Below are 23,975 nucleotides of genomic sequence, written 5' to 3' on the forward strand. Positions count from 1 at the left end.
TGGTTGTGCCAAATAAATATGCAGAGAAAAAGGGCTGGGACGTCCCGAAACAAAAATACAAATTGAATAATTGGCCAGAATACAATGATGCCCTTCGTCGCCGAGGAAGTATCGATGTATGGCTTTCGGAGGAAGCCATATCGCTGTGGTACGAAAAAGATCGGGTGTATACAGGACAAGGCGCGCCCAAGCGTTATAGTGATTTTGCCATCCGAACTTGCCATGAGATACGGCTAGTTTATCGGTTGCCGCTGCGACAAACCCAAGGCTTTATTGATTCATTATTTAGACAGTTGAGGGTCGATCTTTTCTGCCCAGACTACACCGTTTTAAGCAAACGGCTTGCGGAACTTGATATAAAAATTCCAAAATACAGAGTTAAAAAAGATAGCCCTGATGCCGCGGTACATGCGATAGCTATTGATTCCACAGGGTTGAAGCGCTTTGGCCGTGGTGAGTGGCATCAGGAAAAATATGAACTATCCAGCAAGGCCAGCTGGCGAAAACTACATGTAGCAGTCAATCAGGATCATTATATTGAAGCCTGTGAATTGACTGATCGTTTCAGTCATGATGAAAGCCAGGTTGAGGCTTTGCTGGAACAGATTCAAGAACCTATTGATCATTTTTCAGCTGATGGCGCATACGATGAAACGCCAGTTTACGATGCCGTGACAGCGCATTCACCCAGTGCTGACGTGGTCATTCCGCCTCGATCTTCCGCTGTTGAAAACGATAAAGCAGCTGATCTACGGAACCGGAATATTCGTGAAATTGAAGAGATCGGACGGATGGGTTGGCAAAAACACAGACATTATGGCCGCCGGAATTATTCTGAACTGGCTGTTCAGCGTTATCAAAAAATATTCGGAGATTCGATGCACGCAAGAGATATCACGAGACAAAAACAGGAAGCCAAATTGGCCTGTGGTGCGCTCAATAAAATGACAGCTTTAGGAATGCCTCAAAGCTACCGATCCGTCTGAAATTAGTGAAGGAATATTGGGCGGATAGTTACGCAACAAAGCCGATTACTTCTTCTCCTGATTCGATGGCAATTATGGCTGCCTTGGTGAGTAACGTTATAATTTCACCGATAGTTCCTTCACTTTTATCAAGAATAAAGCGAACCACTTGCCAGGTAACAGGATCACATTGCTGTGATCCCGTTACCTGGCATATTATATTTTTTGAAATAAAACCTAAAAGGTAACATTTTTTATTGATCCCGCCACGGGATCGTCCTATAATTAATTATGAGAATAATTTCAAAAAAAATAATTAGAGAATTTTGTGAGTGCTTTCCTGATGCCACAAAGTCATTGCAAGCATGGTATGCGGATGCGAAACAAGCAAATTGGGGTGACCCCAATGATATAAAAAGCATCTATAAAAATGCGAGTATAGTTAGCAACAATCGGGTGGTCTTTAATATTAAAGGTAATAATTATCGTTTAGTTGTGGCCATAAATTACAAGTTTAGTCTTGTCTATATTCGCTTTATTGGAACACATAAAGAATATGACAAAATTGATGTAACAAAAATTTAGGGGATACCATGAACATTAAACCAATTAAAACAGAGACTGATTACCAAGGCGCAATGAATGAAATTTCTCAATTATTTGATGCAGAGCCAAACACCACTGAAGGTGATAAGTTAGAAATTTTAACAACATTGGTTCAAGTATATGAAGAAGAACACTACCCAATTGATTTTCCAGATGCGGTGGATGCACTTAATTATTGGATGGAAAGCCGTGGCTTGCAACGGAAGGATTTACAAGTATTTATTGGTACGCGTGCCAGAATTTCTGAGATTTTAAATAGAAAACGTGAGCTGACATTAGCAATGATTAGAAAATTAAATGAGGGGCTTAAAATTCCCGCAGAGCTTTTAATAAAAAAAACAAATTCTACTATTTACCATAAGCACGCACATTAATTTTCAAATTACATTGCAATTTATCAATAGATTGGCTAAAAGAGGCTGTCTTTTCAAACCGAAAATAATGCAACCGCTTAAAGCCTATACTAGCACTGAGCACAACCTCTTTTGACTATAAGAGGATGTCTTTGCAATGGTTTTTAAGTGTAGCAATACGTAGCAATGATGTAGCATCCAGTTTGCTACGCTTATTATGGTGATTATGAACTAGCTTAATAACGTTAAGGCGTTGTATTAGTTGGGTTAACCGCTTGTTTAGAATAGGGAAATGGGGTGGTTTAAGACTAAATTGCTTCAATGTAGCAAAAGTAGCAGGGATTGAGATTCGATTCCGATTATTTACACAGAGGATTAATCTCAATACCTGTTTTATTCCCGGTTTTGACCAGACGAATGCACTGATGTTCCATCAGCATTTCTAATGCATTATCTCTTTGTGTTTTGCTACGCAAGGGTCCAAATTGCAAAATGTCTCTTGGCGTTGTGGTTTGTGGCCTTTGCTCCAAGAGCCAAAAAAGCAACTTTTTAGCATCTTCAATATTGGGCTGTGTTAACTGCGGTTCTAATAATCGTCTTGCTTCATGTAAGTACCAGTGCATTAAGGTAATCGCTTGTTCAATGTGCTCCACACTAATGTCACCTGTTTTTCCTGAAAAGAGATGGAATAAGGCGGCAAGACGCACTGCATTTTCAGCCGCCTTGCTCGCAAAGTCTTTAATTTCCATCCATTGTCCCTGGGCAGTTAATCCTGCTTCAATGCTGTTAAAGAATTGAATCCATAAGTGCTTCGCTTGCGGGTTCATTTTTAGGATGGGTAGATTAATACACCCGGTCTGGTTTAAGCGTTGTGATTGATTTAGGCAATCAGTAATGCGTTGCTCGTATTCATTTAAACCGACCAGTTGTTCTGGAGGCTCTTGGTAAAATCGTGTTCCCATGGAGCTGTCTGGGTAGGCGAGAAGGCAGCGCGCCAAAAAACCACTTTGACGGCTGATTCCAGTGGCCTGGTTAATCATCTGATGAAGCAATAAGGGTTGCATCATCAGGTTCAGAGTAAGACGTCTGTTCTCGATGATAAAACTTTCTGAGGTCTTTCGATGGGCTGCAAAAGATTTTCCTTCCCATAACCGATTGAGCAACGCTACAAATCGCATGGGATTCGATTGCATGCTGTGACTGCCGAGGATTATGCCTGCCTCATCTGACCAAAGAGAGGCACTTGGCCAGCCGTGAGCCAGATGGATTGCCAATGCTTCTTGGGTTGCATCTTCAAAGTAGAGGGTCGGTTGTATGGGTATATCTGGCTCTTGATGAACCAGATCATCGAGTAAATCTTTGTAATAATCGCTGTCTTCACCCGAATATACGGTACGTTTGATTTGAGTAAGCAGCCCATCTCGCTCCATCTGCCAGGCTTTATGTTGGGTTAAAGCGCTTAATCGTTCAGGTTCGCGTTTTTTACGGATAGTTGCTTCCCATTGACGAATGGCTTTAGAAAACACATTATCAGCAGCACTTTTGCGTTCCCCTGAGCTTGCAATAACCAGAAAATAAAGTGACACAGGGCTAACCAGATAGTTGTCACGGGCTACATTGGCAAGGGTTTGGCAGGCCAGAGACAGATTAGCTAAGGCGCCACTTACGACTAGGGGCAAAGGTTGTTGACCATAATTTTGATAGGCATTAACCACTTGTTGCAGAATATTGGGTAACGCATCGAATGGGTAGGGGGTTTCATTGTTTAACACATGAGTTAGTGGAACAGGATGATTCCAAGTGCTCGATTGATTTTTTTTCTGGGACGATAAGCTCGACTGTTCTGTGTTTGCACTGGACATTAAATGCTTATTATTAAAGAGAAGTAATCAGCTATTTTACGCGCAGACCCTAACCGTTGTAAAATCAGCTTTAGTTATCAATTTGTGATGTAGGCTTCATGGTAGTAGTTTGACAAAATTTATGACACTCATCAAATCACCCTTAGGTTGAACATGGAACTTTTAAATAAAATTAGTGCTCTGGAGGAAGAAGCCTCCCAATTTGGGTTCAAGTGGCAAAGTGCAGACCAAATCATGAATCAAATTCACAGTGAGTGTGATGAAATCAAAGAGCACCTGGAACATGACTCTTCTAAGGCGAATCAAACCGCTTTACAAGAAGAAATTGGCGATTTACTCCACGCTGTGTTTTCCCTGTGTATTTTTTGTAAATTAAGTCCTAAAGTAACCCTTGGACAATCATTAACTAAATTCGAAAGGCGATTACGAGCGGTTAAACTGATTGCTGAGGAACGTGAATTGATTAACCTCGAAGGTCTGCCAGTTGATGAGTTGATGCATATTTGGGATAAGGCTAAAGAGTTAGTTGGGTAGCCCAGTATCATCTTATAAAAATTAGGATGAGAGATGAGGTGAAATATTGTGCCTGTGTGCAGCTGTAAATGCCATTGATTTGAGTTCATCCATGAACTCGCTAGTGTCTGAACATCCTGTCAACATTCCAGCTGCACCAAACAAATCCAGTATAGTCTTTCTTCTCTATTAAGACATTAGCCATTATGCTGTTTATTTTGTAAGACATTTCTTGGTGTTATTTCTCTGTTACTTTTAAAGAGTACCCATACCCTGATCCAAGCATAATTTTTTTATATATAATTGACATTGCCTGGACAGCTGCAATGATCAATTGATCATCGTCTTTAATTTGTTGATACAAATCATTATGAAGATTGGCCTGGGTACAGCGAACGATTAATGACTCGAATCGAAATGGTGATGGCTCTGGTGAAATGTAATGGCAAGTGGTCAGAGCATGAGTTTCGTGGGCATAATATTAATTCAATCGTTGAGCGACATGAAACGGGAGAGTTTCCAAGACTCTTTAAATCAGATAGAAATAGAGTATAAATTCCAAAAATAATTTGATACTTGAACAATAACCTGCCATAATTAGGTTACAGAGTGTATGAACAGGATGGTGAGAGCCACGCACTCCTCCACCGACCTTAGGTCGGTATCCGCCCAAGAGCGATTATAAAGCGAGCCTAGTTTATTTTATAAAGAGCCCTGTTTTACAGGGTTTTTTATTTGGGTGGTATTTTTATTGGCTTATTTGACTGTACGTGATGAGCTATAACAAAAAATGATATTTTTTTCTTTGGTGGGCGTGAAGATGCGTGCTGTTTGTCGCGTACGTAAGCGCTTTCTATAAACAAACGAAGCAACCCCTTTCCTGATTTTGAAACCTTAAAATAGACCTCATACTCCTGTTGATTGGATAGTTCGATGGTAAAAAAATTTCCTTTTCCAGTATGGAAGCAAGAGCGATGATCAACTTGCTTGGCAATTTCAGGCAAGAGATATGATAATTCATGGCGAGAAAAACAAAAAATACGTTTTTCTCTGGAGTCTGAATAAATAAGCTCCATTTCAATGTCTTGCCAAGTCTCCTGCGTGTGGCTATTTAGCCCACGGGTAAAACAATGCAGTCCAAACGCAATAACAAAAGAATAGCGCTTTTCGGGCTTATCTTTAATCGCAGGTTGAATGAATTCCCAATTAAATTCATCAAGATGATTTAATTGATAGGATGTACCTTTGTACTGAAATGGCTTCCAGGATTTAATGACAAATACTCCACGTTCTTTTTACAATATCTGCTTAACTAAACAAGCTCTGATTGCATGGTTTTCTCAATAATAAGGTGACTAACACCCCATTTATCTAGCTGCTTAAGCAGCGTATCTTTACTTATCCCGGCGCGAAGGCTTGGCTTAATCCAAAGCACGAATAAACAATTTTCTGTAATAATGGAGAGTGGGTTGATTTGTTTGGCAATGACATCAATAGCGCAAGCATAAACCCATTTTGGCGGCACACGATGTGCTTTTGCGTACCCTTTAAAGTGTTCTTCTTTGATGTTTGATAATTTCCGATATTTTGATTGTGCCACTTGATTAAATAAATCAAAAAATCTCGGGGTTTCAATCAATGTACTAAATATAGTTTTTGCATCTTGTGCGTCTTTATCAGGATCTGTGTTGAGTTCGCGAAAATTAATATCTTTTAATACATCAAATCGTTCCCCCGTTTTTTCGTAAAGCTTGGTTTCAGTTGCTTTAATTTTGTTGATAATGGATTTAATTATGGAATCCATGGGACGATAATCAATATTATGCTCATCACATTTTACCCAAAGATGATACATCGCTTGATATAGGGATTCAGGCATAAATAAACGATAGCGCTCTAAATCAGTGGCGTGACTCTCTGTTTGCTCAAGGAAAAATTTAAGCATCTGATCAAACCACTTCAATTCAAATAGCTCAGCCTTATTTAAAAGGGAGACGTCCGATAAGGGGTCGATTCCTTCTTGATAGCTATGGATGATTTTTTTCTTGTCTGCCTTTCGTGCAATCTGGATTAAATCACCTGATCGGCGATTTTTTCTTAAGACAATTTGCAATTGTTCTTTCATGAAGGCCTCATTTATTAAAACGGTAGATAAACTATTTACAGAATTAGATTTTCTAGCCAATCCAAATTCATTTATATACCCAGTTAGTTGCCAGACTTATTTTAAATATTCAAGAATCGCAGTATATACTGCATATACACTTGAAAAACGTTTGACAATGGATTTATCCCATACATGGATTCAATCCATACTCAATTTCATAATTCTCATCATAAAGCGGGATATAGGGTAAACCGTTGCGAGTGCAAGTATAGAGCACTGGACAATAAGCTCTTTTATCTTCACGCGATTCATCAATAAATAGATACTTGTTGCCATTATCAGTTTCACCGTATAACCAATGGTTATGATTGTCATAGTAGCTAATACAAAGCTTAATAGTCATTGTCTTATTCCTTAATTTTGTGGTTTAACCCTGTGTCCCAAGTTGATTGGACATTTTTATTATAAGTAGAACACTTTAAAATATCAACAATTTTTTGTCGCGTTTTTTTGTTGACATCGGCATCAGGTTTTGTTATTATAAAAATGTCCAATAGGGACACAGGGTTAAACCACAAATAAGGATTACAAAAATGATAAATACCAATTACTTAACTATTGATATGTTAAGACATAAAGCACCATCAATCTTCACTCAAGAAAGCGCAGAACACACCAGCGATAAATACCAACATATTTCAACAATCAATGTCATTGAAGGGCTAATGCAAGAAGGGTTTTATCCAACATGGGCTCATCAAAGTAATTGTCGTTCGCAAGCAAAAAAAGCGTACACGAAGCACATGATCCGTTTTCGTCATCGTGATACAAAACCATCTTTTACCCACTTATTTCCTGAGCTCGTACTTGTTAATTCTCATGATGGTTTGTCTTCCTATCGTTTAAATGCAGGTGTGTTCCGTCTTGTTTGCAGTAATGGCCTTGTAGCTGGTCATTCATATGATGAAATGAGAGTGCGCCACCAGGGCGATATTGTTGGTAATATTATTGAGGGTACTTATAAAATTATCGAAGACTCACAGTTAATGATTGAGTCATCACATAAAATGGCTTCAGTTACGCTGGATCAAAAGGAAAAGCAATTATTTGCCGAAGCAGCACATACATTGCGATTTGAAGACAGCGACATAGGGCAGGATGTTGCGCCACTAAAATTGCTTGCTCCTCGTAGAAGAGAAGATGCAAATTCGAATGATTTATTTACGGTGTTTAATGTTCTTCAAGAAAATGTTGTCAAGGGTGGAATAAGTGGGTACACAAAAGATATGCATGGCTATCCCAAGCGTTTTCGTACTCGAAAGGTAACAGGAATTGATCAGGGTATAAAATTAAATAAAGCCCTATGGACACTTGCTGAAAAAATGATGGAATTAAAAGTCGTGTAGTAACGATTAAATTTTCATGGTATTGCACCACTAAATAGAGGTGGTGCAATTTAAGCAACTATTCAGACGTTGCTCTACTGACACGTTAAAAGGATGTTTAAAGTGAATAAAATTGAACAACAAATCGTTACTGCATCTGTATTAGGAACCAAAGCTTTTAAAACAGGCATCGCCCCTACCCCATGTTATGATAGTGATCTGATGGCCATAATTAAAGACCGTTTTTGTGCTGAAACACCAAAAGGTGAAGCCTGTACAACAGCTATATTAAAAGCATGGTTACGCGCCTGGCATTTGGCAAATCTATACAATACTTGTATCCTGTCAGAATCGCCGGGTAAGTGTCTGCCACTGAGCCCGGACTAATCCGAGCCGCGCGCGTCAGCAAGCGGAATTATCTCGAGATGCTTATGTGGTGCATGGAACCTGCCGCACTTTAAGTAAGATTAATTCAGCCAATGATGGCATTTCAAATTTTTTAGTCACCCTATCGTAAATATACTGATAAACGTTAACTTTCAGTTTTCTGGCCGTCTGTACAATCGTGGCAAACGTATCCTTTGATTTGGTGCCATTTTGGGAGACCGTTTGGAGATTGATGTCGCGTATCCTTGCTTGAAACCGTGTCCCTAATTCAGAGGCATTGTTGTGCAATGGCAGAAATGGATGGTCTAACACCAATAATAACGCTTGTTTTTTAGCACGTGTCTTTGCAATGCGTTGATCTAAAACATCATAGCCTGTCGTGGTTGCGAACAAAGTATCAAATTGCATTGATAGTTGTTGGGCCATTGATTGAGATGGAGCCGTCTTGTAAGTCAATAATGCATGGTAGAAATCCCATAATTGCTCAAGAAATACAGCCAATATATTCTGATTCATATCTGAGAATGGAGTGAGTTTTTTATAATGACGACCTTCATGGATCCAGCACAGCGCATGATGTAGGGCCAATTTATTAAACTGAGGCGCATCATCTGTCATTAAATAATGGATGAAGTATTTCGAGTGCTGATAATAGGCAAGAGCTGCTGACTCAAGAATTATGCGTCGATTCGTGCTGTGTTTTTTTGGATTTGGAAAAAGTGTTCCCATCAAACTATCGATTGATTCACGTGTGAGGGGTTGTGCATGCAGCATTGGTTTAATTTGATCCAACCATTTTTTTGCGAGACCAAACTCATCCATTAACTCATAAGCCTCCTGATTAAACATAAACTTTAATTGGTCTCGACACAGCAACTCCAATAAGGTCAAGCGATCTTTTTTACGACGAGTGAAGTATGCTGTAAAAAAGTCATTACATAAAACATGGGTGTAGTGATTTTTGCCGTTAACACGACTGCCTGTGTCATCCATCTGCTGGTACAAGCCTGCGTTGCTACCGGCATCGACAATATCTTCTTTTTCCTGATGAAAAATATCATTGCCTTCTGTCAGCATGGAAGCAATTTTACCATGTGATATTTGAATACCACATGTTTTTAAAAAGCGCTCAATGGCGCTCTCCGTCATCCCTGCATCACGGTATAATGTGATGACCAGCGCTTTAACCCCAGGACCAAATTCACTGCCCTTATATTCGCCAGGAATCGGCGCAATAAAGGTTTTTTTCAAAGATGGTGAGTAATACGTTTCCAGCTTGAATTCAACATTATCCGTGATGATTTTTAGATCCTGGATGATTCGAATCTCAAAACCCTTGAACTTGGCGTCATCTGGCAGCGTTGCTTTGTCCAGAGCAATCGTAACACGTCTATCAATACGTACGTTTTTTTTGTCTTTGCCTGTGTTTTTATTGTTCCCTTTACCACGTTTATTGCGATCTCCTTCAGATGAATGATTGGAATTGCCTGTATTATCGCCATTGCTACCTTTGGATTGACCGCGAATATTAGGTTTGCCCTGTTCACCCTTAAGGCGGTTTATCTCATCACGTAATACTTGGTTTTCCTCTCTGAGCAAAGCATTTTCTTCGGCAAGCATTTCGACCAAATTAACCAATACCTTAATGATAGTCACGGCCTTTTTGTCGGCAAGACTATCGATATCTTTTGTTAACTCATCTAAAACTTGTTTGATTTCTTGGCGTTTCATCATCTACCACTGCGTTACTAATGCTGATACGGCAATCATAACATGACTTTTTTTGAACGCATTTTTCGAGTTTTAACGCCACTAAGGGCTAAGAAAAAATCTGACCTCAGGAGGGAGATGTTTTATTAGTGAAAGGGGCTACATTGTGATCTTGGGGATCTTAGGGCATGCATATTGCATGACTTACGTTTGATATGGAAAAACATCAGTTTTACAGAAAAACCGTGTCAATAGGTATTTTGAATATTTTTAAAGAATTCCGCTTGCTGACGCGCGCGGCTCGGATTAATCCGGACTCAGTGGCAGACACTTACCCGGCGATTCTGACAGGATACAGTTCATCGCTCATGCTTAGAGCAGGGAGCTGCAACCATTGATTAAGAGCTGGCTTTAAAAAAGTAATTTGCCCATAAACCAGTTCAGAAGAGGTATCAAGTTGGTGAAACACTTCCTCTAACTGTTGATTCGTTAGTTCTAATGATTGAGGAATTACTACTAAACTCTCTTCTCGGGGTATTATCGGTTTAAAAATACTGCGATGAGAGTCCCACTCAACAGCACTTAAATGATAGTCAAAAACTTCAGGTTCGCATAATCCTCTAGCCTTAAATAAAGTCCTGGCAGGCAACTCTGGAGTTTCTCCACTCTCACCAATATTTCCGTCAAGAGGCATGCTTTGAGAATTGAAATTTAAGCCAATGAATTGATCCTCGGTAGAAGCAAGCTCTGCTAATTTAATTTCAATATGGGGATAACTTTGTTGAAACCACTTTAATACCATTAGTTCTTCATCTCTTTTTGATGTTAAAAAAGAGATATTTTTCAAGTTGGGTGCGACTCTAATCAATTGATTTAATTCATTAAAAGTTAACGAGTCACTAGGAAAGCCGACCTTATTTAACGAGGGAAGCGATGCTGAGTCCAGTCTGGTAAGGAGCTCAAGCAGTTGATGAGGCTTTGAGATTATCAGTTCGTTTAAATTGGGGGCTGCCTTGAGAAAATTTTCCAATTGGCAGCTAAAAAAGAAGCTATCAGTAATCTCTATTATTTTTAAGCACGGAAACGAGTGAGCCTCAAGCTGAAGATTCCAATAATAGAAAAATTGAGACATCCTCAATTTTTCTAAATGAGGTACTTTATTAAAGAGGCTAGTTAGTTGTTCCTCAGTAAATCCTGAGTAGTCTAAAGAGATTGAAGTAAGTCGATGCAGCGGTTTTATTATTTCAAATGGGGCGGAATGAAATTGTCCTTGAACTCCACCCCAATCCAGAGTCAGAGACTCCAAATTAGGAGTGGCATTAAGGAGGCTATTAACTTCCTCAATCGGGCTTCTTTTTAACACAAGTTCTGTTAAGCCATTTAAGGTAGGAGAAGAGAGCTCCTCCTTATCCTTATGATTTAGGGGACGAGCAGGAAGAACCAATTTACGCAAGTTGATTGCCGCATTGAGAATATCGTTTAATTGTTTTTGTGACATGTTGGTTCTGTCAGGAAGAGATAGACTTCTTAGTTTCGTTAATTTCTTTAGTTGCAATTCAGGTATAGACTCATATGCTATACAGCAGTTAACCGAGAGTATCTCCAGCTCAGGTGAGCGATTTAACAAATCTTCAAATAAACGCCCCTCCAAGTCGGATTCCCAAAAATCAAGATCTAAATATCTTAACGAAGTTGGACGAAGCTCTTCGTCCTGGGGGGTTAATTGACAACTCCTCAATGACAGAGAAATAAGATTTTCTGTTTGGTTAAGCAGTGATACTAACTCCACTGATTTATTTTCTATTTTAACTGATCTGATTTTCTGTACCAGATCGGGATAATACTTTACAAGAAATTCTAAATAGTGTTTATTTCGTTCTTCTGCAGTTGTCTGGGAGCTTATCATCGGCAGGAACTGGGGAGCGAGTTGATTTCCCCCTTCTTGTTGATTTAGCCTGTCTTTAAATTGCTTGTGCTGCCAGTCTGAATCTCCATTTGCATAGCTAAGTTTATCAAAAGCCCATTCAATTCCACATTGGTACATTGGACTCACCATATCGGTATAACCTAAGCCACAAAACAGCTCTTCTGGCTCATCTAAAGTGAGGAAATTTATAAAATAAAAAAATAAATCAGGAGAGCTGAGAATTTTTGAACAGAGCTCATTAAGTCTAGAAGCATTTAAAATATCAACCCGATCCCGGGTTGATTTTAGTTTTTTTATCTCAACGACGTTTTGTTCCGAGGCGAGAGCGGTTAGAGTAGACAGGGCTTCATTAATCCGATTTGCATCGGTTAAACGCTCTAGGCCGTTTAGGGTTGGATAATAAACCCTAAACCCGTCTTCAAGTAATTTACTAACAATTCGATGTTTAAGATATCCGTGAGTATTGTCAGGCCAGCCACTATTGAGAATAATGGTTTTCTTTTCTGGTTGGGAGGACCCCATGCTGATCGTGTCCCAGCATTCAGGATTATCACTCAAAGCCTTTTCAAGGTTTAGAACTCCCCCATTCGGTTCTACTGAAGATTCAATGATGGGCAATTGATTTTTCTCGTAACTTAAACCTAATTCTTGAAAAACTTCAGTTGGAGTGTTCATTTTTTTCTATCCACAATATGATATTAATAATGTTACAGTTTATTTTTATAAACCCGGCTATTTATATCCATAATGGACTATTAATGTCCATTTACTGGTGTCCTTGCCCTTGATATGTAAAAATTTATATCCTTTACTACAGCAACGAAATGGTCTTTAATCATACCTTATGATCGCCAATTGAGCAACAATAAATATAATCTAACCATACTGAACCAAGGTTTATCAGGGCAACATTAACTGACGCGTTGATACACAGTGATTGCTCTTTGTGCAGCAAAAAACATCATCGTTTATTAGAAATCCTGTTTAAGACGCTCATGAAGTTTTTTCATGCTGACGGATAAACCCGGATAAATGTATTTTGGAGAACTGAGCTGGATAGATCACTCCATGCGCTCATTTAAGAGAGACAATCAACGCTAGAAAATGATGTCCTTATTTCATTCTCCTGCCAGAGCTAATTAACCTCTGGCAAAATCGTTTAAATATCTCTTGAAATCAAAGTGTTTGTTTTCCAGAAAAAGCTTGTTCCTCAACAGGATAGGATATTTCCATCATTTCTGGCTCATTGAGAGCTTGATGAGCAGCTGTTACTGTTTCTGAAACGCTTGCTGTCGTTATTTTTTCATCGGTAAGAATATGATTTGTGAACGCAGCCATTCCATTTAGAGTATAAATCGCACAGCGCTTATCCAGTGTGCTAGGTTGCTTGTAAGTCAAAATAGGGGAGGAGCTGGTATTAACTGTAACCTCAGCAGGTAAATCGCACAGCGCTTGCAATGCATTTCTGGCCTCAGATTGGCTTAATAATCTGGTTAATTTAACCTGCAGCAATTCCTCACCAGAGAATATAGAGTTTGAAGCCAACCAGCCTAATATGGGTAGTGGGTTATGCACTCCTATTGGGTTCATTGTTGAGTCAACAATCCCAGCATTTAATTTATCATCAGAGTCTTTGTAGATAACAATATGATTAAAATGAGCTCGATACGCGATACTCGAAAATCGTCCATTTACCTTAAATGCATGAGGAAACTGCAGGGCAGTAAATTGCACTTTCTGCTCAGCCAATTTCGCTAATATTTTTGGCAAGTTTTCAGTAGAAACACCATCGTTACAATTTGAAGATAAACTGTTCACTGAAGTTAGAACAGTTTTATCATTTTCAGTATGTTCCACAAAATCCATAGTGTCACCACTATCCAGTTTTATATTAATTTTGCTTGCCTCAGATGAGAAATAAGATTCAATCTGAATTTGTAATGAATATGGCCCAATACCTTTTTTAGCAGGACAGGCAGTTAAGGCTTTACCGAGATCTAAAGTTACTTTTGGCATAATTTCTACTCTATAGTAAATTACGATGTGTAGATTAACATGATTAAATTAACTGAGCATTAACATGGTTATTAAAATCACTCTCAATCTTGTGCCGGAAAAAAACGGGGATAGAAAAGAAGAAATAGAAATAACGCGCTGATTTACCCAGTTTTTTATATACTCAGCTTCGACAAAAAAGGAGCATAAATGAAGTATATCAGCGAGTTGAGTGGGATTTTAAGCGAACAACTAAATTGGCACAAGTCACGAATAGACTGTTTTGCGCAAATGTTGTTAGCGTTATTTATGGTGAGAAGTATTAATTTAAGTGAAAATGCAGTTGCTATAGATGGTAAGCAGATCTCACTTATTAGCTAAAAAAAAAAATTATTTTTGATTCATCTTATCGCAATTTAAAGAGTGGGCATTAAAACATGATAAGGATATCGCTAAACAATGAGGAAATAGCAACTCTTTCTCAATTAAGGCTTAATAGCAAATCGGGGTGAACGAGCGCATTATGTGTTGTTATCTCATGAAGGGAAATCAGTACCAGAAATAACGGAGCACTTAAATCGGAATGGCCACACAATCAGACGTTGGCTACAGCGTTATATGACTAAGGAATATCGGGTTTTAAAAAGCCGTATAAACCCTGGCCCCCTCCGAAGAAGGCACCAGTGATCGAATTACATCTTCAAGAACTATTAGGCAAATCACCACAAGATTATGGTTATCAGGAAGCAGGTTGGCAGATTAATATGTTACATGTTTGGTTTAAAAAACAAGGATTAGAGGCTTGCGATAATACACGGGTCAAGTCGCTCAATAAATTGGGTTTTGTTTATAAACGATTTTCAAAACTTTACCTTCAAATGCACCGTCGTCTTCTGAAAAAAGCTCGTATTGCTGAATCAGTACCGCTTGCAAAAATTGGCTTCTGATCCTGCGCTCAAAGATGCGTAATATGTACTATAATTGGGTTGAAATCAAAAATGGAGATTAATCATGTCCTCGATGCATGAAAAGGGGAATACTGAGAACATAGATGTGATCCATCAGCATTACATGGACATTATTAATGCTGTTCCGGATATAGTATATTGGGTCGATGTTAACTGCACTTTAATGGGTTGTAATAACAATTTTATTACTTTATTAGGAATGCAAAAGATACGCGACTTCAAGGGAACGCCATACGAACAAATGAAAAGATTCGGTCATTGGTCTGAACAACGTATTGAGTCTTTTAAACTGGATGACATGAAAGTAGTTTTCTCTGGCGAACCGCGTAAAAATGTCGAGGAACCACCTGTTGTTAATGAGCATGGAGAGACGTTTTATTTCAGATCCAATCGAGTACCAATGTATGATGAAAATAAAAATGTAATCGGCATGGTGGTGACATTAACTGATGTAAGCTTCATTAAAAAATTGGAAATGCGCAATGCGCCAGATCCTCAGGAGAAGAAACAAAGCGAAGAGTCATTCAAGAATGGGCGATTGCCGAGCATCTTGATGATTGAAGACAATTTGATTGCACAAAATGTGGAAAAGGCTTTGCTGAATGCCTTAAATTGTCATGTTGATATAGCTGAGTCTGGCGATAAGGCATTAAAGTTATTTGATCCCGGAAAATATGACTTGGTTTTGATGGATATTGGCCTTGAAGATACGTCTGGTTATGTAGTGGCGAAACAATTACGTAATCTGGAAAAAGACACCCTGCATCATGTTCCCATCATTGCATTAACGGGTTATCAGGCAGATATCGTTAAATATGATTGTGAACAGTATTTCATGGAAGGGGCAATAACGAAACCGCTAACCTGTGAGCAAGCAGAACAGATCATCAAACACTATGTTTATAATCAGGATGTTCCTGTTGATGGGTTGAAGAGTATTTAATTATGATGATAGTAATAGATACCATCCCTTAAAGCCTAATTAATTTACCTCGACTTAGCTCAGTCTTGTTCCATTCAAATTCACATAGTGGTTGGCAAGCATCGTCTGATCCTTTAAATTTTGCCAAACGCTTTTTCTCATAGGTCTATTGGCAACCCTGCGGCTCGAGAAAAGAGCCGTACCTATTTCTAAATAATTCTGATTGTCTGTCAGCATCTTATGACCGCTCTTGCAAGGTTGTACACTAAATTTTCATCATGATCTTTCTTTGCTTATTACGCCATAACGGCCTAAGCTTAATTATACAATAATGTCTCAAGAGTTTTGTAGTGAACTATATGTCAGAAAAAAAAGGTAAGAGGGAAAAACGAACAAACTTAAACCAAGGAAAAAATGGTGATGATCCAAACACCCTTAAATTGGAACGTGAATTAATAAGTCACCTCATTAGATACAGTCAGGACAATGCTTCTGTGCGTTCTTTTAGCGAACATGCATTAACCCTTATCAATAACCACCCTATATTAAAAGATAAAATTAAAGGAATTTGGCGATATGATTCAGAGCGAGTCAGCGTTATTGCTCCTGAGGATTTACACGATGAGATTCAAAAGAGGCTTCAAAGCTCTGACGTGCACAAAAAAAAATGGCAGTCATTAAAAATCAGTTATGTTTCTCTGCGACAGTTTCCCCTAGAAAATATAACCAGTCGCATCGATATTGCACTTGAAAAAGCACACAATAACTTATTTTATTTTAGTATCTGGAGTGAGATATCCAAAGCCGATCTGAAATTACTTATTCTTTTTTTAAAAGATTTTTTTGGGATTTTTAATGTTTGCCTATTAAACCTGTTGAATAAAAAACGAGTAAAGCTGTTACACACTATTCTTGAAAAAGTAGTTGACTCTGTTGAAATCACAAACGAAGAAGCCGTGATTCAATATGTCAATCCTGCTTTTGAACAAATTACTAGTTATAAAGCTTCTGAAGCAATAAATAAGACAGCTGCTTCCCTCTTGCGCTCGCCAAAAGAAGATAAACAATTGTTTGAGCGTATTAAACAAGAATTAGAAGCTGGACACACCTGGCGCGGGCAAATTAAATCCAGAAGAAAAGATGACAGTGAATGGATTGCTCAAACAGTAATTGTACCGGTAATTGATGATGAGTCGGGTAAAATTACGCAACATATCGCAATAAAACAGGATATTACGGAACAGGTAAATTATCTCAACCAATTAGAAATTAGCGAAGAGCGTTATCGAAATCTTATGAATGCTGCCTCTGATGCGATTTTCATTCATGATTTAAATGGTTTATTGCTAGAAACAAATACAGCCGCTTGCAAGTCTTTAGGCTATTCTGCTGAAGAGTTACGTGGGTTTCATGTTTGGGACGTTGAAATGGGAGCCACTCCGGATGCCATAAATGAGGTTTTGCAGGATCTGGAAAAGGGACCGATAACATGGGAGGGACGACATCGTAGAAAAGATGGAACTACATTTCCCGTTGATGTTCGTTTGGGTATATTAAATGTCACAGGGGAAAAATTAGTCTTGGCTATAGTCAGAGATATTTCTGCTCAAAAACACTCTCAGGCTACCATTAAAAAATTGACCAGAGCATTAGAACAAAGTCCTGTACTGGTTTTGATAACCGACAAAGCAGGAACAATTGAATACGCCAATGCAAAAGTTATGGAGCAAACCGGTTATTTAGCTGAAGAAATTTTAGGACAGAATCCACGTATTTTACAGTCAGGTCAAACGTCATCAGAAACTTATAAAATAATGTGGAGTCATCTGACTCGTGGGGATGAATGGCGGGGTGAACTACTGAATAAAAATAAAAAAGGAGAGTTTTTTTGGGTATCGGCTATTATCTCTCCATTACGCGATGAGAATGAGATAACTCATTATCTGGCGGTTATGGAAGATATCTCTCAGAAAAAAAGTTATGAAGAAATGCTCAAGCACCATGCAACCTATGATAATTTAACGAATTTGCCCAATCGACTTTATGGACACAACCGACTCGATCATGCTATTGCAAAAACCCAGGTCACCGGAAAAAAGTTGGCTGTTTTATTTACTGGACTTTGGCCATTTTCCAAAACCTGCTATGAGATAATTTAAAACCTCAAGCAATATATCGAACCCAATTCTACTCACCTCGCCTCAACCATAGCATGGAATTCGAAATGATAAATATAAATTCACTATGTACTTTTTTTGTGATACTGGTTATAATATGTGAATTATTATTAAGAGAGAATGGGTATGAAAAAATCAATCTACGATTTACCTTCAGAGATAGGAAAGGAAATTTCGGGTCACCTACCTTCGATAAAAGCCAAAACGAATGCTATATTAGATAAACATACCCGAACCTTATTTCAACCCCCTGCCATTTTATCCAAATTCCTGGAGTTTGTGGCTCATGGAAAGCAAGACCATGCAGAAAAAATATTTACAATAAGGAAAAAAAATCCCCACCAGCTCCAGGAGTTATTACTTGAACGAGGCACAGTGACCGACTATTCAGGTCGAACCTTTACCAATATTTCAGCGTATGAATACGCTTATTGGGCAAAGGACAAGCATATGTGCCGGATGCTTGAATCGCATATGGACGAGAATACAAAAGCGGCGATGCTAAAGCGCTGCGAAGCGATAGAGAGCAATGGGTTAACCTATAAGCAACATGGGGTCGAGGTTAAGAATTCAAAGCATTTTGACTTAACCCCACTCAAAACAGCACTGAACAATTATATTGATGGTTATGATAACTGGGAGAGCTCCCAGAATTGTGACGCCATGAAGGCGGCATGGATGGAGGTTGGAAAAGAGCAGCGCGATGTTCCAGTCCATGTGGCTAATGAATATTGCCGTAAAGACCGCTCGTTTGACCCAACACCTCAGTTTAATGAGGACAAATTACCCCGTAAGTTAGCGTTCCACAATTATAATACAAACAAAGGCGAATCGTGGTTCCCCTTGGTTATTTCTGATTCTTCCGGGCTTGCGGTTGATTTTGCATTAATTAGGGCGGGGCGTGGGGTGGGCGCGGCGGGGCCGTGGGGGTTGGACGCTTTCGGCGGCGCCGGATGATTTGGCGGCTATAATCCGCCTTGATGAAGTAAGAACATTAGATCTCACGCAGTCGCGTAAAAACCTGGAGCCGACAAAACCTGGGCTTGAGATTGATAACCGTATTTTTTAATGGCGTGCGTGAGCAGACCGGCGGCATAGGCCGCCGGGCTAAAATCCCAGCACACATTTAAAAACCATTCAAGTAGCTCCTGGTACTGCCAACTTTCTGTTGTTCTTACCCACCACATGACCCAGAGATGTAGGTACCTTCTGATCTTTTTGGGAGACACCCCATCTTTGACCATAAGATTAATCTGCTCTCGTGCTTTTCGTAACGTCCTTGCGTGCGGGACAATAGTGTCAAGCCCAGGCGTTTGATGATTAATTGCAATCTCTGTACCCCCCCCCACAATGAGGTTAGATTTTGCGCAGTACCCGCCGGGATAACTGCTCTATCATTTGCCTGTATCACATGGGTGTTATCCTGGGTTTGCGTCCCAGGATAGTGTATTCCGAGAAAGTGGAATCCTTTCTCAATGTTGCCTATGCGTGTCTTTTTGCGCGATAAACTGAGCCGTCTTTCATGCAACACCTCCATCATGCGCTGTTTGCAACGGTTAAGCTGACGGCTGGTTTGGCACAGAATAAGAATGTCATCCTGATACCGGATATAGGTTACATCCATCGAATTGAAGGCATCATCCAATGGCTTTAAATAAATGCCACTAAAAAACTGAGACAGCGGCCCACGTAGCGCAATTCCCTGATCGGGATTTTTATATCCGCGAGGGGTTTCAATGGGATTGATAATAATTTGTTCTAGCATGGATTGGACATTGAGATCGTTATAGTGCTTTTTGATATCTTGAATCAATTGGTGATGCGGGATGGACTTGTAAAACGATTTGATGTCAGCGCGGATGATGTATTGTGGTTTTTTTTCCAAAAGCACTTGCCGGATACGCCGCGTGGCAAGCCGTACACCACTTGGTCCATGAAGATGGTAGCAATTGGGGTTCATCACGTAAGGGAAGGTAGGTTTTATTTGTTTGAGCAAAATATTTTGGAAAATCCTGTCCGATAAATGCAGCTGATCAACCATTTCATCTGGAAAATAATGGCGCTTAAGATGGCGCGGTGTATAGCTGCCATTCACCATGGATTCAACACCCCGCACCAGCCAATCATCTATTTCTCGTGCCATGAAATGCACGTCGTGATTAGGGTTTGCATGATGTTTTTGTTTGTGAATTTTGGCGAACAACTTGCGGCCAATATTCACCATGTCGGCAATACTCCATCGTTTCATGTTGATTTTTGTTCTGTATGTTCGTGGTGTGAGGCCAAGAGCGGGATGACTCCTATTTAAAAAAATTGCTAAAGCGGATAAAGCGAGTATCTTGATGTTCGCAAAAACAATAAGGTACAAGGAGTTGCTCAACAATGACACCCGAGATTATATCCGTTTTAGCTGCTTTTGCACCTTTATTTACACGTCCTACCTGGAACAATATCAATACGCTTTTCATTGGTGCCATCCTTTGTCGAGGGGCAAGGCGTATTACGAGTATTTTACGTGTTATGGGCTTAAGCGAGGTTAAAAATTTCTCAAAATATCATCGTGTATTGAGTCGTACACAATGGAGTGGTTTAACTGCCAGCAAAATTTTATTTGGTCTTTTAATCACACTGCTTCCTGAATCATGGCCCAAGATTGTTGCTGTTGATGAAACACTGGAGCGCCGACGCGGAAAGAACATCAAAGCCAAAGGAGCATACCGTGATGCTGTTGCGTCCAGCCAATCACGGGTGGTTATTTGTTTTGGTTTGAAATGGGAATGCATGACCTTGATAGTACCGCTTCCTTGGTGTAAAAGACCATGGGCTTTGCCTTTTATGGTTATCCTTTCACCATCAAAAAAGTCAGATGAGGCCTCAGGAAAAAGACACAAAACATCGATAGACTGGACCATACAAATGGTGCGTTGTGTCAGCCGATGGTTGCACCGTACCCCTTGGATTTTGGTTGGTGATGGCGCCTATGCTTGTATGGCCCTTGCAAAAGTCTGTATAAAAAATGGTGCAACACTCATATCCAGAGTACGAATGGATGCGCAGTTATTTGAATTTCCTGAGGTCAAGCCAGCGGGAAAGCGTGGAAGAAATCAAATTAAAGGACAGCGTATCCGGCTCAAGGAATTACTAGTAGATACTAAGACATGGGATACACTTCAGGTAAAGTGGTATGGTGGTGAACAAAAAACTATTGAGTGCTTAACCTTTGAATGCCTATGGTATCATGCAGGCGTTCCACCAATAAGGCTACGCATAGTGCTTGTTAAAACACCCGATGGTAAGAATGAGGCGGAGACATTTTTCAGCACCAATACGGAAAATTCACCGACACAAATTATTGAGTGGTTTGTTTTACGCTGGAACATTGAAGTTACCTTTGAAGAAACCCGTGCCCACTTAGGCATTGAAACACAGCGTCAGTGGTCAGATAAGGCTATTGCAAGAACTACCCCTCTGCTTATGGGACTACTTTCGATATTGGTACTGGTTGCCATTAAAATGCATGAAACTAAAAAATTGTTAGTGCAAGAAACTACATCATGGTATGACAAAAAGGGCGAGCTCACCTTAGTCGACATTATTACAGCCATAAGAAGATCAATCTGGGTGAAGATGTATTTTTCAATGTCTAAAAATTACGAAAATAATACGGATTCTTTAAAAATAACCGAAAAAACTGCTAACTTATTGATTTATCAACTGGCTTTGGCTGCATAATTGGCTAAAGTCGAGATTTATGGATTTGGATAATTTTAAGCACATCAATGACTCGCTTGGACATGCTGTAGGAGACTTATTATTAAAAGCTTTATCCGAACGGTATTTATCAATTATCAGACAGAGCGACACTATTGCTCGCTTAGGTGGTGATGAGTTTATGATGATTTTAGAAAATTTAAACCATGTGGGTGATGCTGAACTTGTTGCGAAAAAATGTCTTGAAGTGTGTTTGCGACCCTTCGTTATTGAATCACAGGAACTCCAGGTATCCTCAAGTATTGGAATTGCAGTTTTTCCTGAACATGGAAACGATGCCAAAACATTAATGCGTAACGCAGATACTGCGATGTATCAAAGTAAGCTTAACAATAAAAATACCTGGACGGTATTTAATAACGCTATGGCTGAAGTGGCTTCTAACCGTATTCGTATTAAGTCTGAATTACACCAGGCACTTAGGCGCAATGAATTATATCTTTGTTATCAACCCATAATTGACATTAAGAATAATACGTTGTTTGCTGCAGAGGCATTGCTGCGTTGGCAGAGTCCTACATTGGGCTCTGTTTTGCCCGATCAGATTATACCTATAGCCGAAGAGACGGGTTTGATTATAGATTTAGGTTATTGGGTACTCCAGAAAGTATGTCTTCAAGTTAAAGAATGGCAGGAAACAACCGACAACAATCTAAAAGTAGCAGTAAATATTTCTACATTGCAATTAAAACAAAAGGATTTTGTTAATCAGGTAAAATTGATTTTAGAAAAAACCTCTCTTTCTTCAGACTCATTGATTTTTGAAGTTACCGAGTCTGCTTTTATTGACGATTCACAATTTATTTTATCTCAATTAACCCAGCTCAATGCAATAGGCATTCATTGTTCTCTGGCTGATTTTGGTATGAGCTATTCATCGTTACACTCCTGGCGTACTTATCCTTTTAAGAGTTTGAAAATTGACCGTTTATTTATTCAGGGAGTCAACACGAATAATAATGACTTAAGCCTGGTAAATAGTATTATTGCCATGTCTCGAAATTTAAACATAACCGTTGTGGCTGAGGGCATAGAAACTGCAGAGCAATTAAAATTATTGCGATCGATGAAATGTGATATGGTGCAAGGATGGTATTTCTCAGCGGCATTAAGTAGTGACCAATTTTTATTATATTTAAAGCAAGAGTTAAAGCAGCTGTAAATGATACGTTTAACATATCTTATAACCCAGCAAGATACTCAGTTTCAGTTATTAGATTAAGCTAGTTACTACGCAACAGTTCAGTTTATAGTTATACTCGTAACTTTTTAATATGAGGATAACGGTAATGTACTCTCTAGATTGGCCACGAGTTTTTGGCAAACCGGAATCTTGCGCAACTTTTAAGTTGGTCCCGGAAGACTTTCAAGTCAATGAGTTTTTTAACGGGCAGTTCAGTGGCGAAGGGGAACATATTGTTCTCAAAATTGAAAAAAGAGGGTTAACTACAGAGGATGTCATCAAATCTTTAGCTCGATTGGTTAATAAGCCGGTAAAGTTAATCAGCTACGCCGGTTTGAAAGACCGTCAGGCACTCACTACGCAGTGGCTTAGTATCCATGCTCCTGGGGAGGAGATTGAAGGGGTAAATACGTTGGAGGGCTCGGGCTGGAAAGTGCTGGAATACACTCGTCATCATAAAAAACTAAGGCCAGGATTTTTAACGGGCAATCATTTTGTCATGAAGTTACGAGACGTTTCTAATGCAGATGAATTGGTAAAGCGTATAGAGCAAATTAAAGTAACAGGTGTTCCGAACTATTTTGGTGAGCAGCGTTTCGGTCGTGAAGGCGGCAACCTGATAAAAGCGGAAGAATTTTTGGTCCAGGGACGCAAAGTGAAGGACAGATTTTTAAAGGGTATGTATTGCTCCGCGGCCCGTTCATGGCTTTATAATTTGATTTTATCAAAACGAGTTAAAGAATTAACCTGGAACACTCCTCTTCCCGGAGATGTGATGCAACTTAAGGGATCGAATAGCATTTTTGCTATTGATGAGGTTGACAGTGAGCTAGTTCGTCGGATTAAAGAGAAGGATATTTCTCCAGCAACTCCTTTGCCTGGCAAGAGAAAGAATATGGTAAAAAAGACTGCACTACAACTTATTGACTCTGTTTATGCTGATTGGCAACCATGGTTGACTGGCCTGGAAAAACAAGGGTTGGAAGAAGCATGGCGTGCCAATGTCCTCCATATAGAACAGTTAGACTATAAGCTTAAGGATAACATAGCAGAGTTATCCTTTACTCTGCCTGCAGGTTCTTATGCTACTGCAGTATTGCGCGAATTGGTTCTTTATTAAACTTCGCATTAATATAAATTTAAC

25 protein-coding genes are annotated in these 23,975 nt (G+C 39.3%); 16 read left to right on the forward strand and 9 right to left on the reverse strand.

Translation table 11 applies throughout. The features are described 5' to 3' along the window. Window positions 1-5 precede the first annotated feature (5 nt). The 3 genes from HRS36_RS00575 (at window position 6) to HRS36_RS00585 (ending at window position 1,945) form a co-directional block, all read left to right on the forward strand. Window positions 6-986, forward strand: a complete 981-nt coding sequence (locus tag HRS36_RS00575) for an IS5 family transposase (protein WP_173235567.1) — start codon at window positions 6-8, stop codon at window positions 984-986. Window positions 987-1,256: 270 nt separating this feature from the next. After that, window positions 1,257-1,550, forward strand: coding sequence for a type II toxin-antitoxin system HigB family toxin (locus HRS36_RS00580; protein WP_173235568.1), 294 nt, complete (start codon window positions 1,257-1,259; stop codon window positions 1,548-1,550). Between the two features lie 8 nt (window positions 1,551-1,558). Next, entirely contained in the window at window positions 1,559-1,945 is a 387-nt protein-coding gene (locus tag HRS36_RS00585) for a helix-turn-helix domain-containing protein (protein WP_173235569.1), read from the forward strand. Between the two features lie 338 nt (window positions 1,946-2,283). On the opposite strand, the gene HRS36_RS00590 is transcribed toward HRS36_RS00585, so the two are convergent. Further along, window positions 2,284-3,786, reverse strand: coding sequence for a YfjI family protein (locus HRS36_RS00590; RefSeq protein ID WP_173235570.1), 1,503 nt, complete (start codon window positions 3,784-3,786; stop codon window positions 2,284-2,286). Between the two features lie 153 nt (window positions 3,787-3,939). On the opposite strand from HRS36_RS00590, the gene HRS36_RS00595 reads away from it, so the two are divergent. Continuing rightward, window positions 3,940-4,320 carry a MazG nucleotide pyrophosphohydrolase domain-containing protein gene (locus HRS36_RS00595; protein WP_173235572.1) on the forward strand — a complete coding sequence of 127 codons (381 nt, stop codon included), beginning with the start codon at window positions 3,940-3,942 and terminating at the stop codon, window positions 4,318-4,320. Window positions 4,321-4,701: 381 nt separating this feature from the next. Then, the gene (locus tag HRS36_RS00600; protein ID WP_173235574.1) at window positions 4,702-4,854 is read left to right on the forward strand and encodes a hypothetical protein; all 153 of its coding nucleotides are present in this window, start codon (window positions 4,702-4,704) and stop codon (window positions 4,852-4,854) included. Between the two features lie 176 nt (window positions 4,855-5,030). On the opposite strand, the gene HRS36_RS00605 is transcribed toward HRS36_RS00600, so the two are convergent. The 3 genes from HRS36_RS00605 to HRS36_RS00615 all read right to left on the reverse strand — a co-directional run bounded on the left by HRS36_RS00605 (window position 5,031) and on the right by HRS36_RS00615 (window position 6,809). Further along, window positions 5,031-5,375 (reverse strand): hypothetical protein, encoded by a 345-nt coding sequence (locus HRS36_RS00605; RefSeq protein ID WP_173235576.1) that lies wholly within the window; start codon window positions 5,373-5,375, stop codon window positions 5,031-5,033. 236 nt (window positions 5,376-5,611) lie between these two features. Then, complete coding sequence (locus tag HRS36_RS00610; RefSeq protein WP_173235578.1) at window positions 5,612-6,424, reverse strand: hypothetical protein; 813 nt, start codon at window positions 6,422-6,424, stop codon at window positions 5,612-5,614. 163 nt (window positions 6,425-6,587) lie between these two features. Next, the gene (locus tag HRS36_RS00615; RefSeq protein WP_173235580.1) at window positions 6,588-6,809 is read right to left on the reverse strand and encodes a hypothetical protein; all 222 of its coding nucleotides are present in this window, start codon (window positions 6,807-6,809) and stop codon (window positions 6,588-6,590) included. A gap of 190 nt (window positions 6,810-6,999) precedes the next feature. On the opposite strand from HRS36_RS00615, the gene HRS36_RS00620 reads away from it, so the two are divergent. Continuing rightward, window positions 7,000-7,812: a DUF932 domain-containing protein gene (locus tag HRS36_RS00620; RefSeq protein ID WP_173235582.1), complete on the forward strand. Its 813-nt coding sequence runs from the start codon at window positions 7,000-7,002 to the stop codon at window positions 7,810-7,812. A 102-nt stretch (window positions 7,813-7,914) separates the two neighbouring features. Further along, window positions 7,915-8,178: a hypothetical protein gene (locus HRS36_RS00625; protein ID WP_173235584.1), complete on the forward strand. Its 264-nt coding sequence runs from the start codon at window positions 7,915-7,917 to the stop codon at window positions 8,176-8,178. A gap of 42 nt (window positions 8,179-8,220) precedes the next feature. Here the strand turns inward: HRS36_RS00625 and HRS36_RS00630 are convergent, their stop codons facing one another. The 3 genes from HRS36_RS00630 to HRS36_RS00640 form a co-directional block, all read right to left on the reverse strand. Further along, window positions 8,221-9,912 (reverse strand): IS66 family transposase, encoded by a 1,692-nt coding sequence (locus tag HRS36_RS00630; RefSeq protein ID WP_173235423.1) that lies wholly within the window; start codon window positions 9,910-9,912, stop codon window positions 8,221-8,223. A gap of 307 nt (window positions 9,913-10,219) precedes the next feature. Then, window positions 10,220-12,490 carry a hypothetical protein gene (locus HRS36_RS00635; RefSeq protein WP_173235586.1) on the reverse strand — a complete coding sequence of 757 codons (2,271 nt, stop codon included), beginning with the start codon at window positions 12,488-12,490 and terminating at the stop codon, window positions 10,220-10,222. Window positions 12,491-12,991: 501 nt separating this feature from the next. After that, window positions 12,992-13,831 (reverse strand): hypothetical protein, encoded by an 840-nt coding sequence (locus tag HRS36_RS00640; protein ID WP_173235588.1) that lies wholly within the window; start codon window positions 13,829-13,831, stop codon window positions 12,992-12,994. A 189-nt stretch (window positions 13,832-14,020) separates the two neighbouring features. Between HRS36_RS00640 and HRS36_RS00645 the strand changes: the two genes are divergently transcribed. The 6 genes from HRS36_RS00645 to HRS36_RS00670 all read left to right on the forward strand — a co-directional run bounded on the left by HRS36_RS00645 (window position 14,021) and on the right by HRS36_RS00670 (window position 18,834). Continuing rightward, window positions 14,021-14,191, forward strand: a complete 171-nt coding sequence (locus tag HRS36_RS00645) for a hypothetical protein (protein ID WP_226905527.1) — start codon at window positions 14,021-14,023, stop codon at window positions 14,189-14,191. A gap of 144 nt (window positions 14,192-14,335) precedes the next feature. Beyond that, window positions 14,336-14,497 carry a helix-turn-helix domain-containing protein gene (locus HRS36_RS18985; protein ID WP_226905528.1) on the forward strand — a complete coding sequence of 54 codons (162 nt, stop codon included), beginning with the start codon at window positions 14,336-14,338 and terminating at the stop codon, window positions 14,495-14,497. Further along, window positions 14,494-14,757: a hypothetical protein gene (locus HRS36_RS00655; protein WP_173235592.1), complete on the forward strand. Its 264-nt coding sequence runs from the start codon at window positions 14,494-14,496 to the stop codon at window positions 14,755-14,757. The genes HRS36_RS18985 and HRS36_RS00655 overlap by 4 nt, the downstream gene beginning before the upstream one ends. Before the next feature lie 64 nt (window positions 14,758-14,821). After that, on the forward strand, window positions 14,822-15,721 hold the full coding sequence (locus HRS36_RS00660) for a response regulator (RefSeq protein WP_173235594.1): 900 nt from the start codon (window positions 14,822-14,824) through the stop codon (window positions 15,719-15,721). Between the two features lie 632 nt (window positions 15,722-16,353). Further along, the gene (locus HRS36_RS00665) at window positions 16,354-17,859 is read left to right on the forward strand and encodes a PAS domain S-box protein (RefSeq protein WP_226905529.1); all 1,506 of its coding nucleotides are present in this window, start codon (window positions 16,354-16,356) and stop codon (window positions 17,857-17,859) included. A gap of 144 nt (window positions 17,860-18,003) precedes the next feature. Further along, window positions 18,004-18,834 (forward strand): hypothetical protein, encoded by an 831-nt coding sequence (locus tag HRS36_RS00670; protein ID WP_173235463.1) that lies wholly within the window; start codon window positions 18,004-18,006, stop codon window positions 18,832-18,834. A 44-nt stretch (window positions 18,835-18,878) separates the two neighbouring features. Here the strand turns inward: HRS36_RS00670 and HRS36_RS00675 are convergent, their stop codons facing one another. Then, on the reverse strand, window positions 18,879-19,064 hold the full coding sequence (locus HRS36_RS00675; RefSeq protein ID WP_173235382.1) for a hypothetical protein: 186 nt from the start codon (window positions 19,062-19,064) through the stop codon (window positions 18,879-18,881). Continuing rightward, a complete protein-coding gene (locus tag HRS36_RS00680) occupies window positions 19,052-20,125 on the reverse strand; it encodes a reverse transcriptase/maturase family protein (protein ID WP_173235461.1) in 1,074 nt (357 codons plus the stop codon). Before HRS36_RS00680 ends, HRS36_RS00675 begins: the two co-directional genes overlap by 13 nt. A 134-nt stretch (window positions 20,126-20,259) precedes the next feature. Here HRS36_RS00680 and HRS36_RS00685 point away from each other — a divergent pair, with 134 nt between their 5' ends. From HRS36_RS00685 to truD, 3 genes are all read left to right on the forward strand, one after another. Beyond that, complete coding sequence (locus HRS36_RS00685) at window positions 20,260-21,609, forward strand: IS701 family transposase (protein ID WP_173235460.1); 1,350 nt, start codon at window positions 20,260-20,262, stop codon at window positions 21,607-21,609. Window positions 21,610-21,628: 19 nt separating this feature from the next. Next, on the forward strand, window positions 21,629-22,810 hold the full coding sequence (locus tag HRS36_RS00690) for a putative bifunctional diguanylate cyclase/phosphodiesterase (protein WP_173235598.1): 1,182 nt from the start codon (window positions 21,629-21,631) through the stop codon (window positions 22,808-22,810). A 127-nt stretch (window positions 22,811-22,937) separates the two neighbouring features. Next, on the forward strand, window positions 22,938-23,951 hold the full coding sequence (truD, locus tag HRS36_RS00695; RefSeq protein ID WP_173235599.1) for a tRNA pseudouridine(13) synthase TruD: 1,014 nt from the start codon (window positions 22,938-22,940) through the stop codon (window positions 23,949-23,951). Window positions 23,952-23,975 lie beyond the last annotated feature (24 nt).

This window comes from Legionella antarctica (assembly GCF_011764505.1).
GTDB lineage: Bacteria > Pseudomonadota > Gammaproteobacteria > Legionellales > Legionellaceae > Legionella > Legionella antarctica.